The 19,072-nt window shown below is 71.7% G+C and carries 15 protein-coding genes; 11 read left to right on the forward strand and 4 right to left on the reverse strand.

Annotated elements, in window-relative coordinates; genetic code table 11:
* The first annotated feature begins 447 nt into the window (after window positions 1-447).
* Window positions 448-1,284 (forward strand): protein phosphatase 2C domain-containing protein, encoded by an 837-nt coding sequence (locus tag AC3AGO_RS12720; protein ID WP_487820287.1) that lies wholly within the window; start codon window positions 448-450, stop codon window positions 1,282-1,284.
* Between the two features lie 141 nt (window positions 1,285-1,425).
* Here AC3AGO_RS12720 and AC3AGO_RS12725 read toward each other — a convergent pair whose 3' ends face one another.
* On the reverse strand, window positions 1,426-1,899 hold the full coding sequence (locus tag AC3AGO_RS12725) for a MarR family winged helix-turn-helix transcriptional regulator (RefSeq protein ID WP_487820288.1): 474 nt from the start codon (window positions 1,897-1,899) through the stop codon (window positions 1,426-1,428).
* Between the two features lie 212 nt (window positions 1,900-2,111).
* On the opposite strand from AC3AGO_RS12725, the gene AC3AGO_RS12730 reads away from it, so the two are divergent.
* On the forward strand, window positions 2,112-2,975 hold the full coding sequence (locus AC3AGO_RS12730) for a lysozyme (RefSeq protein WP_487820289.1): 864 nt from the start codon (window positions 2,112-2,114) through the stop codon (window positions 2,973-2,975).
* 210 nt (window positions 2,976-3,185) lie between these two features.
* On the opposite strand, the gene lon is transcribed toward AC3AGO_RS12730, so the two are convergent.
* Complete coding sequence (lon, locus tag AC3AGO_RS12735; protein WP_487820290.1) at window positions 3,186-5,591, reverse strand: endopeptidase La; 2,406 nt, start codon at window positions 5,589-5,591, stop codon at window positions 3,186-3,188.
* Between the two features lie 150 nt (window positions 5,592-5,741).
* Here lon and AC3AGO_RS12740 point away from each other — a divergent pair, with 150 nt between their 5' ends.
* The 8 genes from AC3AGO_RS12740 to AC3AGO_RS12775 all read left to right on the forward strand — a co-directional run bounded on the left by AC3AGO_RS12740 (window position 5,742) and on the right by AC3AGO_RS12775 (window position 15,841).
* Window positions 5,742-6,422: a spermidine synthase family protein gene (locus AC3AGO_RS12740; RefSeq protein ID WP_487820291.1), complete on the forward strand. Its 681-nt coding sequence runs from the start codon at window positions 5,742-5,744 to the stop codon at window positions 6,420-6,422.
* Window positions 6,423-6,511: 89 nt separating this feature from the next.
* Window positions 6,512-7,297 (forward strand): response regulator transcription factor, encoded by a 786-nt coding sequence (locus AC3AGO_RS12745; RefSeq protein ID WP_487820292.1) that lies wholly within the window; start codon window positions 6,512-6,514, stop codon window positions 7,295-7,297.
* Window positions 7,284-8,426 (forward strand): HAMP domain-containing sensor histidine kinase, encoded by a 1,143-nt coding sequence (locus tag AC3AGO_RS12750; RefSeq protein ID WP_487820293.1) that lies wholly within the window; start codon window positions 7,284-7,286, stop codon window positions 8,424-8,426. Before AC3AGO_RS12745 ends, AC3AGO_RS12750 begins: the two co-directional genes overlap by 14 nt.
* Before the next feature lie 247 nt (window positions 8,427-8,673).
* On the forward strand, window positions 8,674-12,558 hold the full coding sequence (locus AC3AGO_RS12755) for a multifunctional oxoglutarate decarboxylase/oxoglutarate dehydrogenase thiamine pyrophosphate-binding subunit/dihydrolipoyllysine-residue succinyltransferase subunit (protein ID WP_487820294.1): 3,885 nt from the start codon (window positions 8,674-8,676) through the stop codon (window positions 12,556-12,558).
* Between the two features lie 166 nt (window positions 12,559-12,724).
* Window positions 12,725-12,910 (forward strand): DUF6104 family protein, encoded by a 186-nt coding sequence (locus AC3AGO_RS12760; protein WP_487820295.1) that lies wholly within the window; start codon window positions 12,725-12,727, stop codon window positions 12,908-12,910.
* Between the two features lie 135 nt (window positions 12,911-13,045).
* Window positions 13,046-13,924, forward strand: a complete 879-nt coding sequence (locus AC3AGO_RS12765) for a DUF4097 family beta strand repeat-containing protein (RefSeq protein ID WP_487820296.1) — start codon at window positions 13,046-13,048, stop codon at window positions 13,922-13,924.
* A gap of 1 nt (window position 13,925) precedes the next feature.
* Window positions 13,926-14,999, forward strand: coding sequence for a PadR family transcriptional regulator (locus AC3AGO_RS12770; RefSeq protein ID WP_487820297.1), 1,074 nt, complete (start codon window positions 13,926-13,928; stop codon window positions 14,997-14,999).
* Between the two features lie 74 nt (window positions 15,000-15,073).
* The gene (locus tag AC3AGO_RS12775) at window positions 15,074-15,841 is read left to right on the forward strand and encodes an SDR family NAD(P)-dependent oxidoreductase (protein WP_487820298.1); all 768 of its coding nucleotides are present in this window, start codon (window positions 15,074-15,076) and stop codon (window positions 15,839-15,841) included.
* 22 nt (window positions 15,842-15,863) lie between these two features.
* Here the strand turns inward: AC3AGO_RS12775 and AC3AGO_RS12780 are convergent, their stop codons facing one another.
* Both AC3AGO_RS12780 and AC3AGO_RS12785 read right to left on the reverse strand, forming a co-directional pair.
* Window positions 15,864-16,850: an acyl-CoA dehydrogenase family protein gene (locus AC3AGO_RS12780; RefSeq protein WP_487824634.1), complete on the reverse strand. Its 987-nt coding sequence runs from the start codon at window positions 16,848-16,850 to the stop codon at window positions 15,864-15,866.
* Window positions 16,851-16,855: 5 nt separating this feature from the next.
* Complete coding sequence (locus AC3AGO_RS12785; RefSeq protein ID WP_487820299.1) at window positions 16,856-18,124, reverse strand: acyl-CoA dehydrogenase family protein; 1,269 nt, start codon at window positions 18,122-18,124, stop codon at window positions 16,856-16,858.
* A 144-nt stretch (window positions 18,125-18,268) separates the two neighbouring features.
* On the opposite strand from AC3AGO_RS12785, the gene AC3AGO_RS12790 reads away from it, so the two are divergent.
* Window positions 18,269-19,066 carry an SDR family oxidoreductase gene (locus AC3AGO_RS12790; RefSeq protein ID WP_487820300.1) on the forward strand — a complete coding sequence of 266 codons (798 nt, stop codon included), beginning with the start codon at window positions 18,269-18,271 and terminating at the stop codon, window positions 19,064-19,066.
* Window positions 19,067-19,072 lie beyond the last annotated feature (6 nt).

Raw genomic sequence — 19,072 nt, forward strand, 5'->3', positions numbered from 1 at the left:
AGGCTGCCGAATTCGAGTCTTCCGCACCCGCACTCGCAATCTCGTCCCGCACGCCCCGGGGAATCCGGGCCGCCCTGTACTTCCAGCCGGGGTCGGGGGGGCTGTCCCCCGGGAAATTGCCGCGGTCCCGCCCTTGTTCGCCGTCCGACCCTTGCAGCGGCGTTGTGAGGCGGGAGCGTAACCCCTGCCCCCGCCACCCGAAGGAGTGAACATCACTCAGGAGTTGGCGAACAACTCCACTGCTCCGGCGCCAACGGGCCCGGTGCGGACGACGGTTGGAAAACCTCACAGGTGCCTGGCAAGATGCCCGCCCGCAGCTTCGCGGAGTAGATCATTCCGGCCCAACTCCGGCAGTCCGCGCACTCCTCGCGGACGCCGCGGCCCCGCGGCGGGACCCGCGGACTGTACGGACGATCACTCAGGGCCCCGGTCCAGCAGACTGGAACCATGCGCATCGAGATGGCCAGTGAGCCCGGAAACCGCCTGCGGCCCAATGAGGACTTCGCCTCGGTCGCCGTCCCGGCATCCGGATGGGGCGGCGCGCTGGTCGTGCTCGACGGGGTGACGCCACCGGAGGGCGACGACGGCTGTACGCACGGTGTCCCCTGGCTGACGGCCCGGCTCGGTGGCGCGATGCTCGAACTGTCCGGATCGCTCCGGGATATGACCCTGGCGGAGTGCCTCTCGGCGGCCATCGCGCGTACCGCGACGGCCCACAGCTCAACCTGTGACCTTTCTCACCCGCGCACCCCGCAGGCCACGGTGGTCGCCGCACGCTGGGACGAGGAGCGGGTGGAGCACCTCGTGCTGTCCGACTCGGCGCTGCTCCTGGAGGGGCACGACGGCGCCGTCACCCCGGTGCTCGACTCCCGGCTCGGCGAACTGCCGCCCGGCGTACGGGAGCAGCGGCAGCGGGTGCGCGGACTGCCGCACGGCTCGCCGGAGCGCGAGGAGGCCGCGGCCGCGTACGTACGGATGGTGGAGGGCCTGCGGAACGCGCCCGACGGCTCCGGCTTCTTCACCGCCGCCGCCGACCCGGAGGTGGCGGCCCGCGCGGTGACGGGCTCGACGCCGCGTACGGAGGTGCGGGCACTGCTCGCCCTCACCGACGGCGCGACGCGCTGGACGGAGGTGTTCCGGCTCGGCGACTGGGCGGACCTGTTCGGGCTCGTCCGCAAGGAGGGGCCGGACGCGCTCGTCTCGCGGGTGCGGGCCGCGGAGCGCGAGGGCGCTCCGCGGGGGAAGCGGCACGATGACGCTTCGGCGCTGTTCGTCGGGCTCTGAGGTTCCGGGGCGCCGTCTCGTGTGCCCCGCGGCTTTGTGGGGCGGGTGCGGTTCCGCTGGGGTTTGCGCAGTTCCCCGCGCCCCTTATCTCGCGCCGTTCCCCGCGCCCCTGAATTCGCGCCGTCCCCCGCGCCCCTGCGGTCAGGCCTCCGCGTCGCCCAGCGAGTTGAACCGGTGCAGCAGTCTGGCCAGTTCGCCGATCTCGACGGGGTCCCACGCGGAGAGCTTGCGCCGGTACTCGGCGCGGCGCGCGTCCCGTACCCGTGTGAACCGTTCCCTGCCCTCGTCGGTCAGCGTCAGCACGGAGGCCCTGCCGTCCGCCGGATCGGGGGTGCGGGTGATCAGGCCGAGGCTTTCGAGGGCGCGCAGCTGACGGCTGATGGTGGCCTTGCCGACGCCGAAGTAGCCGGCCAGATCGGTGGCCCGCTGCGGGCCCGCGTCCTCCAGCCGCACCAGCAGGCCGTACGCGGCGGGCTCCAGGTCCGGGTGCACCTCCCGGGCCAGCTCGCCCGAGCTCGCGCGGGCACGGCGCAGGAAGACCGCCAGTTCGCGCTCCAAGTCGAGGTACTCGGGGCTGTTGTCATCCGGGTTGCCGTCGTCCACACCGATTCCCATGAAGAAAGTTTCCGCCGGTCGGCCACGATCGTCGCAGCCCTCCCCAGTATTTCGCAGGACTGGACCACCGGCGGCACGCAGCCCCTCTTCCGCCTCCCCATCTACGCGCGTACGTTTCCGCTGCGGTGCCCGCACCCGGGCACTCCCCGCACGGCACAGCGCATCCGTTCCACCGCCCCCTCTCCATCCCACAGAGGTACTCGGAGGCAGCGATGTCCAGCAACGGATCACGTACCACCGGCGGCAGACGCGCCAGACGCACCGCGCGGCTCCTGCTCGCGGCACTCGCCCTGCCGCTCGCACTCACCCTCGCCCTGCCGGGCACGTCGTCGGCCGCGACGGGCGATGTCCCCGGCGGCGGGAAGATCCGTCCGGGCCAGGCCTGGATGGGCGCCGGCGTGCAGCAGCACGAGGGCGACCCGACGGACGGCACCCCGCCGCCCTCGCTCGCGGCGACCGTCGAGGGCGTGGACGTGAGCAGCCACCAGGGGAACGTCAACTGGGCGTCCCTGTGGAACAGCGGCGTCAAGTGGGCGTACGCGAAAGCCACCGAAGGGACGAGCTACAAGAACCCGTACTTCGGCCAGCAGTACAACGGCTCCTACAGCGCCGGGATGATCCGCGGCGCGTACCACTTCGCCCTGCCGGGCAACTCCAGCGGAGCGGCACAGGCCAACTTCTTCGTCGACAACGGCGGTGGCTGGAGCCGGGACGGCAAGACGCTGCCGGGCGTGCTCGACATCGAGTACAACCCGTACGGCGCGACCTGCTACGGCAAGTCCCAGAGCGCGATGGTCAGTTGGATCCGCGACTTCGTGAACACGTACAAGGCGCGCACGGGACGGGACGCCGTCATCTACACGACCACCAACTGGTGGACGCAGTGCACCGGCAACAACGCGGGCTTCGGCGCCAATCCGCTGTGGATCGCCCGCTACGCCTCCTCCCCCGGCACGCTCCCGGCCGGCTGGGGCTTCCACACGTTCTGGCAGTACACCTCGTCGGGGCCGATCGTCGGTGACCACAACGTCTTCAACGGCGCGTACGACCGCCTCCAGGCGATGGCCAACGGCTGACCCCGACCAGGGGCGCGGACAAGGGGCGCGGGGAACTGCGCGAACCCCGGCGGAACCGCACCCGCCCCACAAAGCCGCGGGGCACACGGCGGCACACGAGACGGGCGGCCCCCGAAGGGACCGCCCGTCCGCTGTCCGGCCGCACCCGTCACCGCGCGGCCGGAGTCTCACGCCGGCACACCGTCACCCAGCCGGGCCGGCCAGGCCGCGTCAGGCCGCCACGGCGACCTCACGGTCCGCCGAACGCCCCGGGGTCAGCGCCAGGTCGAGCACCTGGCGGACGTCCGCGACGGGGTGCACGTCGAGACCGTCGAGCACCTCCTGCGGCACGTCGTCCAGATCCGGCTCGTTGCGCTTCGGGATCACCACGGTGGTGATGCCCGCGCGGTGTGCGGCGAGCAGCTTCTGCTTCACCCCGCCGATCGGCAGCACCCGCCCGGTCAGCGACACCTCACCGGTCATCGCCACGTCGGGCCGCACCTGACGGCCGCTCAGCAGGGACGCCAGCGCCGTCGTCATGGTGACGCCCGCGCTCGGCCCGTCCTTGGGCACGGCGCCCGCCGGCACGTGCAGGTGGATGCCGCGCTCCTTCAGGTCGCCGACGGGCAGCTCCGCCTCGGCCCCGCGCGAGCGCAGGTACGAGAGGGCGATGTGCGCCGACTCCTTCATCACGTCGCCCAGCTGTCCGGTCAGGGTGAGGCCGGAGGCACCCGTCTCCGGGTCGGCCAGGGAGGCCTCGACGAAGAGGACGTCGCCGCCCGCGCCGGTCACGGCGAGCCCGGTGGCCACGCCCGGCACGGCGGTGCGCCGCTCGGACGGGTCCTGTGCGGACTCGGGCGTGTGGTGCGGCCGCCCGATCAGCTCGCGCAGCCCGTCCGCGCCGACGGTGAACGGCAGGGTGAGTTCGCCCAGTTCGTTCTTCGCCGCGACCTTGCGCAGCACCCGCGACACGGCCCGCTCCAGGTTCCGTACGCCCGCCTCCCGGGTGTACTCGCCCGCGAGCCTGCGCAGCGCCCCGTCGTCGATGCCGACCTCGTCGCCGTTCAGACCGGCCCGCTCCAGCTGCCGCGGCAGCAGGTGGTCCCGGGCGATGGTGACCTTGTCGTCCTCGGTGTAGCCGTCGAGCTGTACGACCTCCATCCGGTCGAGCAGCGCCTCCGGGATGGCCTCCAGCACGTTGGCGGTGGCCAGGAACACCACGTCGGAGAGGTCGAGTTCGACCTCCAGGTAGTGGTCGCGGAAGGTGTGGTTCTGCGCCGGGTCGAGGACCTCCAGCAGCGCGGCCGCCGGGTCGCCGCGGAAGTCGGAGCCGACCTTGTCGACCTCGTCCAGCAGCACCACCGGGTTCATCGAGCCCGCTTCCTTGATGGCCCGCACGATGCGTCCGGGCAGCGCGCCCACGTACGTACGCCGGTGGCCGCGGATCTCGGCCTCGTCCCGTACACCGCCGAGCGCGACCCGTACGAACTTCCGTCCCATGGACCGCGCGACGGACTCGCCGAGCGAGGTCTTGCCGACGCCGGGCGGGCCGACCAGGGCCAGCACGGCGCCGCCGCGACGGCCGCCGACGACGCCCAGGCCGCGCTCGTCACGGCGCTTGCGCACCGCGAGGTACTCGGTGATGCGCTCCTTCACGTCGGTCAGCCCCGCGTGGTCCTCGTCCAGCACCCGCTGGGCGCCGGCGATGTCGTACGCGTCCTCGGTCCGCTCGTTCCAGGGCAGCTCCAGGACGGTGTCCAGCCAGGTGCGGATCCAGCTGCCCTCGGGGGACTGGTCGCTGGACCGCTCCAGCTTGTCGACCTCCTTGAGCGCCGCCTTCTTCACGTCGGCGGGCAGGTCGGCGGCCTCGACGCGGGCGCGGTAGTCCTCGTTCTCGTCCTCGGGGTCGCCGTTCAGCTCGGACAGTTCCTTGCGCACGGCGTCGAGCTGGCGCCGCAGCAGGAACTCGCGCTGCTGCTTGTCGACGCCCTCCTGGACGTCCTTCGCGATGGACTCGGCCACGTCCTGCTCGGCGAGGTGCTCGCGCAGCGACTCGGTGGCGAAGCGCAGCCGCTCGACCGGGTCGGTGGTCTCCAGCAGCGTGACCTTCTGCTCGGTGGACAGGAACGGCGAGTATCCGGCGTTGTCCGCGAGCTGCCCGACGTCGTCGAGCTGCTGCACACGGTCCACGACCTGCCAGGCGCCGCGCTTGCGCAGCCAGTCGGTCGCGAGGGCCTTGTACTCCTTCATCTGTTCGGCCACCTGGCCGGGTACGGGATCGGGTCCCGCCTCCTCGGCCTCGGTGCCCTCCACCCACAGGGCGGCACCCGGTCCTGTCGTACCGGCGCCGATGCGGATGCGGCGCAGACCGCGGATCAGCGCGCCGGGGTCGCCGTCGGCGAGCCTGCCGACCTGCTCCACCCGGCCGAGCACGCCGATGCCCGCGTAATTCCCGTCCACCCGAGGAACAAGCAGCACCTGCGGCTTGTCCCCCTTCTGTACGGCGGCTTGCGCGGCCTCCACGGCCGCACGCACCTCGTTGTCGGACAGATCCAGCGGCACCACCATCCCCGGCAGCACGATCTCGTCACCGAGCGGCAGCACGGGCAGGGTGAGCGTTGTGGACGTCGAAGCCATGATCTCTCCCTCGGCAGGCAAGTTGAGCTATGCCCACTCAATGCATGCGAGGGGTCCGGATGTTCCTGCGGAGAGCACGCGTTCGCTGTGGGCGATCAGGCGCCCGCAATCGGCTGGCACCGGCCTCCCCTGGAACGCCAGGATGTGCGCATGCCTGACCCGTCCACCGAACCCGTCACGCTGGACCGCCGCGAAGGACCGTACGGAGAGGTCGCGCTGCGGCGGCACGGCGAACGTCTGCAGATCATCGCCAACGGCTGCTTTCTCATGGACACCTCCGACGGCCGCTCCGAACGCCTCCTGGTCCGGGCCGCGCTGCGCGAGCTCGGCCCGCGGGAATCGCCGGCGCTGCTCATCGGCGGCCTGGGCGTGGGCTTCTCGCTGGCGGAGGCGGCGGCGGAGCCGCGCTGGGGACGCATCGCGGTCGTCGAGCGGGAGGACGCGGTCATCGACTGGCACCGGGACGGCGGCCCGCTGTCCACCGTGACGGCCGACGCGCTGCGCGACCCGCGTACGGAGGTGCTGCACACCGACCTCGTCGCACTCGTGAAGGAATCCGGCGTCCCCTTCGACGCGATCTGCCTGGACATCGACAACGGTCCGGACTGGACAGTCGGCGACGAGAACGGCACCCTCTACTCCCCCGCCGGACTCGCCGCCTGCCGCGAGCGGCTGACGCCGGGCGGGGTGCTGGCCGTCTGGTCCGCGCAGCCCTCCTCGACATTCGAGGAAACATTGTGGAATGCCGGATTCAGCAGGGTCCGCACCGAAGAGATCCCCGTCGTCCGAGGCGTCCCCGACGTGGTTCACTTCGCAACCAAACCGGCATAGCCGCAGCCCACACACGGCCCTTACGCTGCTGCCAGCACGCACACGAACCAGTCACACGAACCGCGGGGCGAACGCAGGGGCGGGGCCGAATGGACCAGAACACCACAACACCGACACAAGGCACACACGCCAACAGCGCTGCCGCCGCGACGACTCCTGGCGCACAACGCCGCATCCTCGTCGTCGAGGACGACCCGACCATCGTCGACGCCATAGCGATGCGACTGCGCGCCGAGGGATTCCAGGTGCAGACGGCCGGCGACGGCCCCGCCGCCGTGGACACCGCCGAGGCGTGGCAGCCGGACCTCATCGTCCTCGACGTGATGCTGCCGGGCTTCGACGGGCTGGAGGTGTGCCGGCGGGTGCAGGCGCAGCGCCCCGTACCCGTCCTGATGCTGACCGCGCGGGACGACGAGACCGACATGCTCGTCGGCCTCGGGGTCGGCGCGGACGACTACATGACCAAGCCGTTCTCGATGCGCGAGGTGGCGGCGCGGGTGCACGTGCTGCTGCGCCGCGTCGAGCGGGCGACGCTCGCGGCGCACACGCCGCGCAGCGGCATCCTCCGGCTCGGCGAGCTGGAGATCGACCACGCGCAGCGCCGGGTGCGGGTCACCGGCGAGGACGTCCATCTGACCCCCACCGAGTTCGACCTGCTGGTCTGCCTCGCGCACTCGCCCCGTGCGGTGCTCTCGCGCGAGCAGCTGCTCGCCGAGGTGTGGGACTGGGCCGACGCCTCCGGTACGCGGACCGTCGACAGCCACATCAAGGCCCTCCGCCGGAAGATCGGCGCCGACCGCATCCGTACGGTGCACGGCGTCGGGTACGCCCTCGAGACTCCCGCCCCCGCGGCGCCGGCCGGTGAGAGTTCCTGAGCCGGTCAGCCGGGCCTGGACGCGGCTGTGGGAGAGCCGCGCCCGGGCCCGGCTGTGGGAGGCCCTGCGGCCGCTGGATCCGTACCGTTCCGTGAAGGCGGCGCTGGGAGCGCTGGTGATCGCGTCCGTCGTGATCACCACGCTGCTCGCGCTGTTCGCGGTGCACTCGGCGACCGAACTGCGCGTGATCACCATCTTCTCGATCATCGCCTCGCTGCTGATCACCCAGTTCGTGGCGCAGTCGCTGACCGCGCCGCTGGACGAGATGACGGACGCGGCACGGGCGATGGCCGACGGCGACTACTCGCGCCGCGTGGAGCAGGTGCGGCGGGACGAATTCGGCGAGCTGGCCGAGACGTTCAACAAGATGGCCGCCGATCTGGAGTCCGTCGACCAGCACCGCAAGGAGCTGGTCGCGAACGTCTCGCACGAGCTGCGCACCCCGATCGCCGCGCTCCGCGCCGTACTGGAGAACGTGGTCGACGGGGTCTCGGAAGCGGACCCGGAGACGATGCGGACGGCGCTCGCGCAGACCGAACGGCTGGGCCGGCTCGTCGACCACCTCCTCGACCTCTCCCGTCTCGACAACGGTGTGGTGCCGCTGCACGCACGCCGGTTCGAGGTGTGGCCGTACCTCGCGGGCGTGCTCAAGGAGGCCAACATGAGCAAGGGGTCCGGGCACGCACGCACCGACGTCCATCTGCATCTGGACGTGTCGCCGCCCGAACTGACCGCGCACGCCGACGCGGAACGCCTGCACCAGGTCGTGGCCAACCTCATCGACAACGCGGTCAAGCACAGTCCGGCGCACGGGCGCGTGACAGTGCGCGCCCGGCGCGGCGGCGGCGAGGAGAGCCTGGAGGTCGAGGTCCTGGACGAGGGCGCGGGGATACCCGAGGCCGAACGGGCCACCGTCTTCGAGCGGTTCAACCGTACGAAGAACGCGGGCATGGGCACCGGGGCGCAGCGGGCCGGCGGGCAGGGCACCGGCGACGGCGGTACGGGGCTGGGTCTGGCGATCGCGCGCTGGGCGGTCGATCTGCACGGCGGCTCGATCCGGGTGGCTGAATCTCCCCGTGGGTGCCGGATCAGGGTCACACTTCCGGGTTTGCGTGAATCGCGAAGTTGACGCGCGGGGTGGCGAGAGTCGCCGCAGATCAGCGACGTGCGGGGGCATAGGACGCGCAGAGTCGGGTATGCGGTTCCCGATCGCTGCAAAACGTTGTGTGTTTCCCGCCAAATCCTGCGCCGAAACTGCCTTTCTGATGTGACGTGCGCGACGAAGGCCCATGCGGACTGCACCAAACGCCGAGAGAGGCGTAGCCTTTATTCCCGCTGTCCACCACCTAAGGAAGCGGAAGAGGGCGGTTGCCGCCGTGTCGTCACAGTCCCCCAACAGCTCGAGCGTCTCGACCGATCAGGACGGGCAGGGCAAGGACCCTGCGTCTGTGTTCGGTCCCAACGAGTGGCTTGTTGATGAGATCTACCAGCAGTACCTCCAGGACCCGAACTCGGTAGACCGAGCCTGGTGGGACTTCTTCGCCGACTACAAGCCAGGGAGTACCCAGGCATCACCAGGGACGTCCGCCGCGGACGGCTCGGCCACCGCGGGGGCGGCCGGCGCTGAGGCGCAGGCCCCGTCCACCGCGGCCGCCCCGCCCGCCGGTTCCGGCGCCGCGAAGGCCCCGGCCGCCGAGGGCGCGCCGGCTCCGGCGAAGCCCGCCGCGTCCGCGCCGAAGGCGCCGGCCGAGGCGCCCGCCGCCGAGGCCCGGCCCGCGAGCAGCGCTCCGGCCCAGGCGAAGCCCGCCGCCGCCGCGCCCGCGAAGGCCGAGGCGAAGGCCGCCCCGCAGGCGAAGGACGAGGAGTCCGAGAAGCCGGCAGGCCCGGAGTACGTGCCGCTGCGCGGCCCCGCCGGCGCCGTCGCCAAGAACATGAACGCCTCCCGCGACCTGCCCACGGCCACGTCCGTGCGCGCCGTCCCGGTGAAGCTGCTGTTCGACAACCGCATCGTCATCAACAACCACCTGAAGCGCGCCCGGGGCGGGAAGGTCTCCTTCACCCACCTCATCGGCTACGCCATGGTGCAGGCGATGAAGGCGATGCCCTCCATGAACCACGCGTACATGGAGAAGGACGGCAAGCCCACCCTCGTCAAGCCCGAGCACGTCAACCTCGGCCTCGCCATCGACCTGGTGAAGCCGAACGGCGACCGGCAGCTCGTGGTCGCGGCGATCAAGAAGGCTGAGACCCTCACCTTCTTCGAGTTCTGGCAGGCCTACGAGGACATCGTCCGCCGGGCCCGCGAGAACAAGCTGACGATGGACGACTTCTCCGGCGTCACCTGCTCGCTGACCAACCCCGGCGGCATCGGCACCGTGCACTCCGTCCCGCGTCTGATGCCGGGCCAGAGCACGATCATGGGCGTCGGCGCGATGGAGTACCCGGCGGAGTTCCAGGGCACCTCGCAGGACACCCTGAACCGCCTGGGCATCTCCAAGGTGATGACCCTCACCAGCACGTACGACCACCGGGTCATCCAGGGCGCCGCCTCCGGCGAGTTCCTGCGCCAGGTCGCCAACTTCCTGCTGGGCCAGAACGATTTCTACGACGAGATCTTCAAGGCGCTGCGCATCCCGTACGAGCCGGTGCGCTGGATGCAGGACATCGACACGTCGCACGACGACGACGTCACCAAGGCCGCCCGGGTCTTCGAGCTGATCCACTCCTACCGGGTGCGCGGCCACGTCATGGCCGACACCGACCCGCTGGAGTACAAGCAGCGCAAGCACCCCGACCTGGACATCACCGAGCACGGCCTCACCCTGTGGGACCTGGAGCGGGAGTTCGCGGTCGGCGGCTTCGCCGGCAAGTCGATGATGAAGCTGCGCGACATCCTCGGCGTGCTGCGCGACTCGTACTGCCGCACCACCGGCATCGAGTACATGCACATCCAGGACCCGAAGGAGCGCAAGTGGCTCCAGGACCGGGTGGAGCGCAGCGCCGCCTCGCCGGAGCGTGAGGAGCAGCTGCGCATCCTGCGCCGGCTGAACTCGGCGGAGGCCTTCGAGACCTTCCTGCAGACCAAGTACGTCGGCCAGAAGCGCTTTTCGCTGGAGGGCGGCGAGTCCGTCATCCCGCTGCTGGACGCGGTGCTGGACGCGGCGGCGGAGTCGCGGCTCGACGAGTGCGTCATCGGCATGGCCCACCGCGGCCGGCTGAACGTCCTCGCGAACATCGTCGGCAAGTCGTACGCGCAGATCTTCCGGGAGTTCGAGGGCAACCTCGACCCGAAGTCGATGCACGGCTCCGGCGACGTGAAGTACCACCTGGGCGCCGAGGGCACGTTCACCGGTCTGGACGGCGAGCAGATCAACGTCTCGCTGACCGCCAACCCCTCGCACCTGGAGGCCGTCGACCCGGTCGTCGAGGGTGTCTCCCGCGCCAAGCAGGACATCATCGGCAAGGGCGGTACGGACTTCACCGTCCTGCCGATCCAGCTGCACGGTGACGCGGCGTTCGCCGGCCAGGGTGTGGTCGCCGAGACGCTCAACATGTCGCAGCTGCGCGGCTACCGCACCGGCGGCACGGTGCACATCATCATCAACAACCAGGTCGGTTACACGGCGGCGCCGGAGTCGGCGCGCTCGTCGCTGTACTCCACCGACGTGGCGCGGATGATCGAGGCGCCGATCTTCCATGTGAACGGTGACGACCCGGAGGCCGTCGTGCGCGTCGCGCGGCTCGCCTTCGAGTACCGGCAGGCGTTCAACAAGGACGTCGTCATCGACATGATCTGCTACCGCCGCCGCGGCCACAACGAGGGCGACAACCCGTCGTTCACGCAGCCGCTGATGTACAACCTGATCGACAAGAAGCGTTCGGTGCGCAAGCTCTACACCGAGTCGCTGATCGGCCGGGGCGACATCACGCTGGAGGAGGCCGAGCAGGCGCTGCAGGACTTCCAGGGCCAGCTGGAGAAGGTCTTCACGGAGGTGCGGGACGCCACCACGGCCCCCGCGCCGACCGAAGTGCCGGAGCCCAGGGCCGAGTTCCCGGTGCACGTCGAGACCGGCGTGGGCCAGGAGGTCGTGAAGCGGATCGCCGAGTCGCAGGTGAACATCCCCGACCACATCACGGTGCACCCGCGTCTGCAGCCCCAACTGCAGCGCCGTGCGCAGATGGTCGAGGACGGCACCATCGACTGGGCGATGGGCGAGACCCTCGCCATCGGCTCGCTGCTGATGGAGGGCACCCCGGTCCGCCTCGCCGGCCAGGACTCGCGGCGCGGCACCTTCGGCCAGCGGCACTCGGTGCTGCTGGACCAGAAGACCGGCAACGACTTCACCCCGCTGCTCTACCTCTCCGAGGACCAGGCGCGGTTCAACGTCTACGACTCGCTGCTCAGCGAGTACGCGGCGATGGGCTTCGAGTACGGCTACTCGCTGGCCCGTCCCGAGGCGCTGGTCATGTGGGAGGCGCAGTTCGGCGACTTCATGAACGGCGCGCAGACGGTCATCGACGAGTTCATCTCGTCGGCCGAGCAGAAGTGGAACCAGACGTCCGGCGTCACCCTGCTGCTGCCGCACGGCTACGAGGGCCAGGGCCCGGACCACTCCTCGGCCCGCATCGAGCGGTTCCTCCAGCTGTGCGCGCAGAACAGCATGACGGTCGCCATGCCGTCGCTGCCGTCGAACTACTTCCACCTGCTGCGCTGGCAGGTGCACAACCCGCACCACAAGCCGCTGGTCGTCTTCACCCCGAAGTCGATGCTCCGGCTCAAGGCCGCGGCGTCGAAGACGGACGAGTTCACCTCGGGCGGCTTCCGTCCGGTCATCGGTGACACGCTCGTGGACAGTGGATCCGTCGACCCGGCCAACGTCCGCAAGGTCGTCTTCTGCTCCGGCAAGGTCTACTACGACCTGGACGCCGAGCGGCAGAAGCGCGGTCTCACGGACACCGCGATCATCCGGCTGGAGCGGCTGTACCCGCTGCCCGGCAAGGAACTCCAGGCGGAGATCGGCCGGTTCGCGAACGCCGAGAAGTTCATCTGGGCGCAGGAGGAGCCGGCGAACCAGGGCGCGTGGCCCTTCATCGCCCTCAACCTGATCGACCACCTGGACCTCTCGGTCGGCGCCGACCTGCCGCCCGCCGAGCGTCTGCGGCGCGTGTCCCGCTCGCACTCGTCGTCCCCGGCGGTCGGTTCGGGCAAGGTGCACGCCGAGGAACAGGCCCAGATCATGGCCGAGGTCTTCGACTGCTGATCGTCACGACCCACGAGGGCCCGTTCCGCAACACGCTTGCGGGGCGGGCCCTTTGGCGTGCCCGGACCCGCGTCCGGCGGGGTCCGGCGGCGGTGTGCGGCAGCGGCCCGTACTGCCCGCATACCCTGGGACGGAACATTCCGCAGGGGACAACAGGAGCATCGACGTGTACTTCACCGACCGCGGTATCGAGGAGCTGGACAAGCGGCGCGGCGAGGAGGAGGTCAGCCTCGGGTGGCTGGCCGAGCAGCTGCGGGCCTTCGTCGATCTGAATCCGGACTTCGAGGTGCCCGTCGAGCGGCTCGCGACCTGGCTGGCGCGGCTCGACGACGAGGACGACGAGGACGAGTAACAGGGGCTTCCGGAGCGGGCGTTCCGGGCCGCGTACCCGTCCGTGCCGGGGCCTTGCTCCGCCCGGGTACGCGACATATCGTGTCTGAGGACAGACGCGATATGTCGTCGCGTTCCCGCCCAGGGGGAGGCCGACGTGCCCGCCGACAGCTCATGGCAGATCTCCGCACCACAGGTCCTCGACTTCGAGGAGGCCGTCGACGAGCTTCAGGTGCGCGTCGTCAACGGCACAGTGAACGTCGTCGGCACCGAGGGCCCCGGCTCCCGGGTCGAGATCACGGAGGTGAACGGGCCGCCGCTGCAGGTGAAGCGGGAAGGTTCGGTGCTCTCCGTGGTGTACGAGGACCTGCCCTGGAAGGGCTTCCTCAAGTGGCTTGACCGCAAGGGCTGGCACCGCGGGGTCGTGGTATCCGTGTCGGTGCCGGCCGGGTCGCGGCTCTCCGTCGGTGTGGTCGGCGCGAGCGCGGTCGTCTCGGGGATCACGGGGCGCACGGAGGTGCGCGGGGTGTCGGGGGGCGCGACGCTCGTGGGCCTGACGGGACCCGTGCGCGCGGACACCGTGTCGGGGGACGTCGAGACGCAAGGTCTCACCGGCGGGCTCCGGTTCAACTCCGTCTCCGGCGACCTCACCGTGATGGACGGCGGCGGTGACGGGGTGCGCGCCGACTCCGTGAGCGGCTCGATGATCGTCGACCTCGCGCCCGGCGACGGCGCGGCTCCGCCCACGGACGTCCACCTCACGACCGTGTCGGGCGAGGTAGCGCTGCGGCTGCCCGAGCCGGTGGACGCCGAGGTCGAGGTGAACACCGCCAGGGGCGCCTTCTCCAGTGCCTTCGACGAGCTGCGGCCCTCGGCGCACTGGGGCGGGACACACCTGACCGGCACGCTGCGCACGGGCCGGGGGAAGATCAAGGCCACGACCGTCTCGGGGTCCGTCGCGCTGCTCCGCCGCCCGGCGGATCCGGACGGTCCGGCCCCCGCCCCCGAAGCCCCCTCCTTCAGCAAGGACGTGTGACATGCCCCCCGTCTTCGCCCACGGCCGTCTCCGCCTCTATCTGCTCAAGCTGCTGGACGAGGCGCCCCGGCACGGGTACGAGGTGATCCGGCTGCTGGAGGAGCGCTTCCAGGGCCTGTACGCGCCGTCCGCCGGCACGGTCTATCCGCGGCTCGCCAAGCTGGAGGCGGAGGGCCTGGTCAGCCACACCACCGAGGGCGGCCGCAAGACCTACTCGATCACCGAGGCCGGCCGGGCCGAACTCGCCGAGCGGCAGGGCGAACTGGCCGAGCTGGAGGTCGAGATCCGCGAGTCGCTCGCCGCGCTCGCCGCCAACATCCGCGAGGACGTCAGCGGTTCGGCGCAGGATCTGCGGCGCGAGATGCGGGAGCAGGCCGAACGCACCCGTACGGAGCGGGCCGCCGGAGGGTGGCAGGGCCCGGGCGGCTGGGGCGACAAGGAGGCGTGGCAGCAGGCCAAGGAGGAGATGCGGCGCGCCAAGGAGGAGTGGAAGGAACAGGCCCGCCGCGCCCGGCAGGAGACGAAGCAGGCGCAGCGCCAGGCGAAGGAGGCCGAGGCGCGCGCGGAGGCTGCCGAGGAGGTGCGCCGGATCGCGCGCCAGGTGCAGGACCAGGTGCAGGCGCGGGCGAAGAGCGGCGACTGGCCGGGCGCGGTCCGCGAGGGCATGTCCGAACTCGCCCGCGAGATGGGCAATCTGGGCCGTATCACCGGGCACACCGCGGCGTGGCCGCCGTACTTCGGCGCCGACCCGGCGGCCGGGTCTGGAGAGAGCGGGGCCGGAGAGAGTGGGGCCGGGGAGGCCGGGTCCGGGAAGACCGGTTCGGGGGAGGCCGGGAGCGGCACCGGCGCTGAGGACCTCCGGGAGGACGCCGCGGACGAGGAGACGGTCGGTGATCCGGCCCGCGAACTGGAGCGGCTGCTCGACCGGTTCCGCGACGAGGTGCGGGACGCCGCCCGCGACCACGGCGTGACCGGCGCGCAGCTCCGTGAGGCCCGCCGCCATCTGTCCGCCGCCTCCGCGCACATCGGGGCGCTGTTCCACCGTCCGGACCGGGGCGGCGACAGCGACAGCTGAGGCGTGGTGCTTCCTTTCCTCGCCCGCCGGGCGTAAGGCTTCCTTTCCCCGCCCGCCGGGCGTAAAGACGGGCCATGACTGACTTCGATCTCAGCGGCCGGGTGGCCGTCGTCACCGGTGCCGCGCGCGGGCAGGGCGCCGAGCACGCGCGGGTGCTGGCGGAGGCGGGCGCCCGGGTGGTGCTCACCGATGTGGCGGAGGCGGCCGGCGAGTCGCTCACCGAGGAGCTGCGCGGCGAATTCGGCGACGGCGCGGCCGTGTTCGTACGGCACGACGTGTCCTCCGCGCGGGACTGGACCCGCGTGGTGGACGCGGCCGTGCACCGGCACGGGCGGCTGGACGTGCTCGTCAACAACGCCGGGGTGTGGCGGACCGCGCCCGTGGAGGAGCAGTCGGAGGAGGGGTTCCGGCAGCTGCTCGACGTCAATCTGGTCGGCCCGTTCCTGGGCATCAAGGCGGTGCTGCCCGCGATGCGGGAGGCCGGCGGCGGGTCCGTCGTCAACATCTCGTCGGCGGCGGGCCTGAAGGGCATCCCGGAGCACAGTGCGTACGGCGCCACGAAGTTCGGGCTGCGCGGGCTGACCCGCTCGGCCGCGCTGGATGTGGCGGCCGAGGGGATCCGGATCAACTCCGTGCACCCCGGCATGATCGACACGCCCATCATCGAGAGCGTGACGGGCGGCGGCGCCGACGTACGGGAGCGGGACTATCCGCACATTCCGCTGCGCCGCATCGGTACGCCGCACGATGTCGCGGGGCTCGTCCTGTTCCTCGCCTCGGACGCCTCCGCGTACGTCACGGGCGCCGAGTTCGCGGTGGACGGCGGCCTCACGGCCCGCTGAACTCCGGGCCGCGGGGCGGCTGTCAGACGGACTCCTCCCCCGCGGCCAGTACGGCGGCGCGGCACGCGGCGGGCGAGCCCCAGGCGCTGCGCAGGGCGCGTGCCTTGCGCAGATGCAGGGTCAGGTCGTACTCGTCCGTGTAGCCGAGCGCGCCGTGCACCTGGAGGGCCGTACGCGCCGCCAGGTACGCGGCGTCGCAGCAGGCGGCCTTCGCGGCGGGCAGGTCCCGGGCCGCGGCGCCGCCGCCCGGCTCGTCAGCGGCGAGGCCGGCGGCCGCCCCGTACAGCAGCGGCTCGGCGAACTCCAGGGCGACGGCGACCGTGGCCAGCTGGTGCTTCACCGCCTGGAAGGAGCCGATGGGCCGGCCGAACTGGGTGCGCTGCGCGGCGTGTTCGGTGCTGCCCTCCAGCAGGGCGCGGCCCGCGCCGAGGGCCTGCGCCGCGGTGAGCAGCACCGCCAGCGCGTACAGCCGGCCGGTGTCGGCGGGCACCGGTTCGATCGGGGCGCAGCGCACCAGATGGCGCACCGGGTCCAGGGAGGGCCGGGGTTCGCCCTCGGGGACGGCGAGCTGGAGGACGTCCCCGGAGAGGAAGAAGGCGGCGTCCGTGCAGTGCGCGTCGAGCGCGTGCCCGTCGCCCGCCGGGTCGGTGACCGTCAGCATGGCGTCGCCCGCGAGCGCCGGCGTGAGCCAGGGGCCCCGCGCACCGGCCGCGCCGAGACCGGCGGCCACGGCGGCCGTCTCGGCGACGGGGCCGGGGGCTCCGGCCCGGCCCAGTTCCACGTAGGCGGAGGCCAGTTCGGGGGTACGGAAGCCGAGCCCGCCCTCCTGGTCCTCGGGGACGGCGAGGGCGACGAGCCCCGTACCGGCCAGCGCGCGCCACAGTTCGCGCCCGGGGCCGTGTTCGCCGGCCGCCCAGGCGCGGGCCGCTTTGAGGGGCGCGGCGTCGGCGAGCAGCCGCCGGACGGTGTCCACGTACGCGACGTGGTCCTCGTCGGGGTGGAAGTGCATGGTCGTCACCGCCCCTTCGGCAGTCCGAGCAGACGCTCGGCGATGATGTCGCGCTGGATCTCGTTCGTGCCGGCGTAGACCGGGCCGGCGAGCGCGAAGATCCAGCCTTCCAGCCAGCCGTCCCGCACGTCCGGCCCGCCCTCGCCGTTCTCCCGTTCGGTCAGGTCGGACTGTGCGTCGGTCATGTCGGACTGTTCGTCGCCCGCGTCGGACTGTGCGTCGTCCACGTCGGACTGTGCTCGGCACAAGTCGGACTGTGCGTCGGTCAGTTCGGCCTGTGGTCCGAGCAGGTCGAGTGCGGTCTCGTGCAGATCGATGTCGAGCTCCGACCAGAAGATTTTGTTCATCGACGCTCGGGAGGCGTCCGCCGGTTCCGGATCCGACACCGTCGCATATCCCGCCAGCTGGTACGCACGGGCCCGGATCCACGCGTCGGCGACGCGCTCCCCCAGCGCAGTGTCGCCGCCGCCGTCCCGCGCGTACAGGCCGCGCAGCCGGTCGGCGGCCGCCATGAAGCGGCCCGGTGAACGCAGCGTCAGACCGCGCTCGTTGCCGGCCGTCGACATGGCGGCGCGCCAGCCGCCGCCGGGTTCGCCGATCACGTCCTCGTCCGGGACGAACACCCCGTCCAGGAAGAGCTCGGCGAAGGCCGGTTTGCCGTCCAGCCTGCCGATGGGCCGCACGGTGACGCCCGGCGCGTCCAGCGCGAACATGAAGTAGGTCAGCCCGCGGTGCCGTTCGGCCTCCGGATCGCTGCGGAACAGTCCGAAGGCCCGGTCGGCGAAGGCGGCCCGCGAGGACCAGGTCTTCTGCCCCCTCAACAGCCAGCCGCCGGTGGTCCGTTCGGCCGTGGAGCGGAGCGCGGCCAGGTCGGACCCGGCCTCCGGTTCGGACCACGCCTGTGCCCACACCACGTCGCCGCGCGCCATGGGCGGCAGGACGCGGGCGAGCTGTTCCGGTGTGCCGTGGGCGAAGAGGGTGGGGGCGAGCAGGCTGATGCCGTTCTGGCCGACCCGTCCCGGCGCGCCCGCCGCGTAGTACTCCTCCTCGAAGAGCAGCCACTCGGTGAGCGTCGCGCCCCGGCCCCCGTACTCGCGCGGCCACGTGACCACGGACCAGCCGCCGGCGTGCAGTTCGCGCTCCCACTCACGGTGCGCCGCGAAGCCCTCGGCGGTCTCCAGCGAGGGCAGCGGCGTACGGGGGACGTGTCCGGCGAGCCACGCGCGGGCCTCCGCGCGGAACTCCCGCTCGGTCTCGCTGAAGGTCAACTCCATGCTGCGGCACCGCCTTCCGCGCCCGGGGTGGGGCACGAGTCTGCGCACGACCTGTTCCCTAACAAGTGTTTGGTAGATTACTGTGACGGTCAACTCCCCGTCGAGACACGCTCGTCGAGACACAGGCGTCGAGAGGAGCCGACCGTGGTCTTCCCCGCCCCCGGCTACGTACCGCCGCACGACCTGCTCGCAGGGCGCACCGCCGTCGTCACCGCGGCGGCGGGCAGCGGCATCGGCGGCGCCACGGCCCGCCGGATCCTGGAGGAGGGCGCGGCGGGCTGCGTCATCGGCGACACGCACGAGCGGCGGCTCGGCGAGACGCGGGAGGCCCTCGCCGCGGAGTTCGGCGCGGACCGGGTGGCCGCACTGTGCTGCGACGTGACCCGCGAGGACGACGTACAGGCGCTGCTCGCGCTGTGCGCGGAGCGGTACGGGCGGCTGGACGTTCTCGTCAACAACGCGGGCCTGGGCGGCACTTCGGAGGTCACGGAGATGACCGACGAACAGTGGGGCCGGGTCCTGGACGTGACGCTCAACGGCACGTTCCGGTGCACGCGCGCGGGGATGCGGGTGATGCGCGAACAGTCCGGCCCCGCGCGCGGTGTCATCGTCAACAACGCCTCCGTCGTGGGCTGGCGGGCCCAGCGCGGGCAGGCGCACTACGCCGCGGCGAAGGCCGGCGTGATGGCGCTGACCCGCTGCGCGGCCGTGGAGGCCGCGGACTTCGGGGTGCGGGTCAACGCGGTCTCGCCCAGCCTCGCCATGCACCCGAACCTGGTCAAGGTCACCACGCCCGAACTGCTCGAAGAGCTCACCGCCGGCGAGGCGTTCGGGCGGTACGCGGAGCCGTGGGAGATCGCGAACGTCATCGTGTTCCTCGCCGGTGACTACTCCTCGTACATGACCGGCGAGACAGTGCCGGTCAGCAGCCGGCGGGCGTGACGGACC

This window comes from Streptomyces sp. BL1 (genome assembly GCF_057628045.1).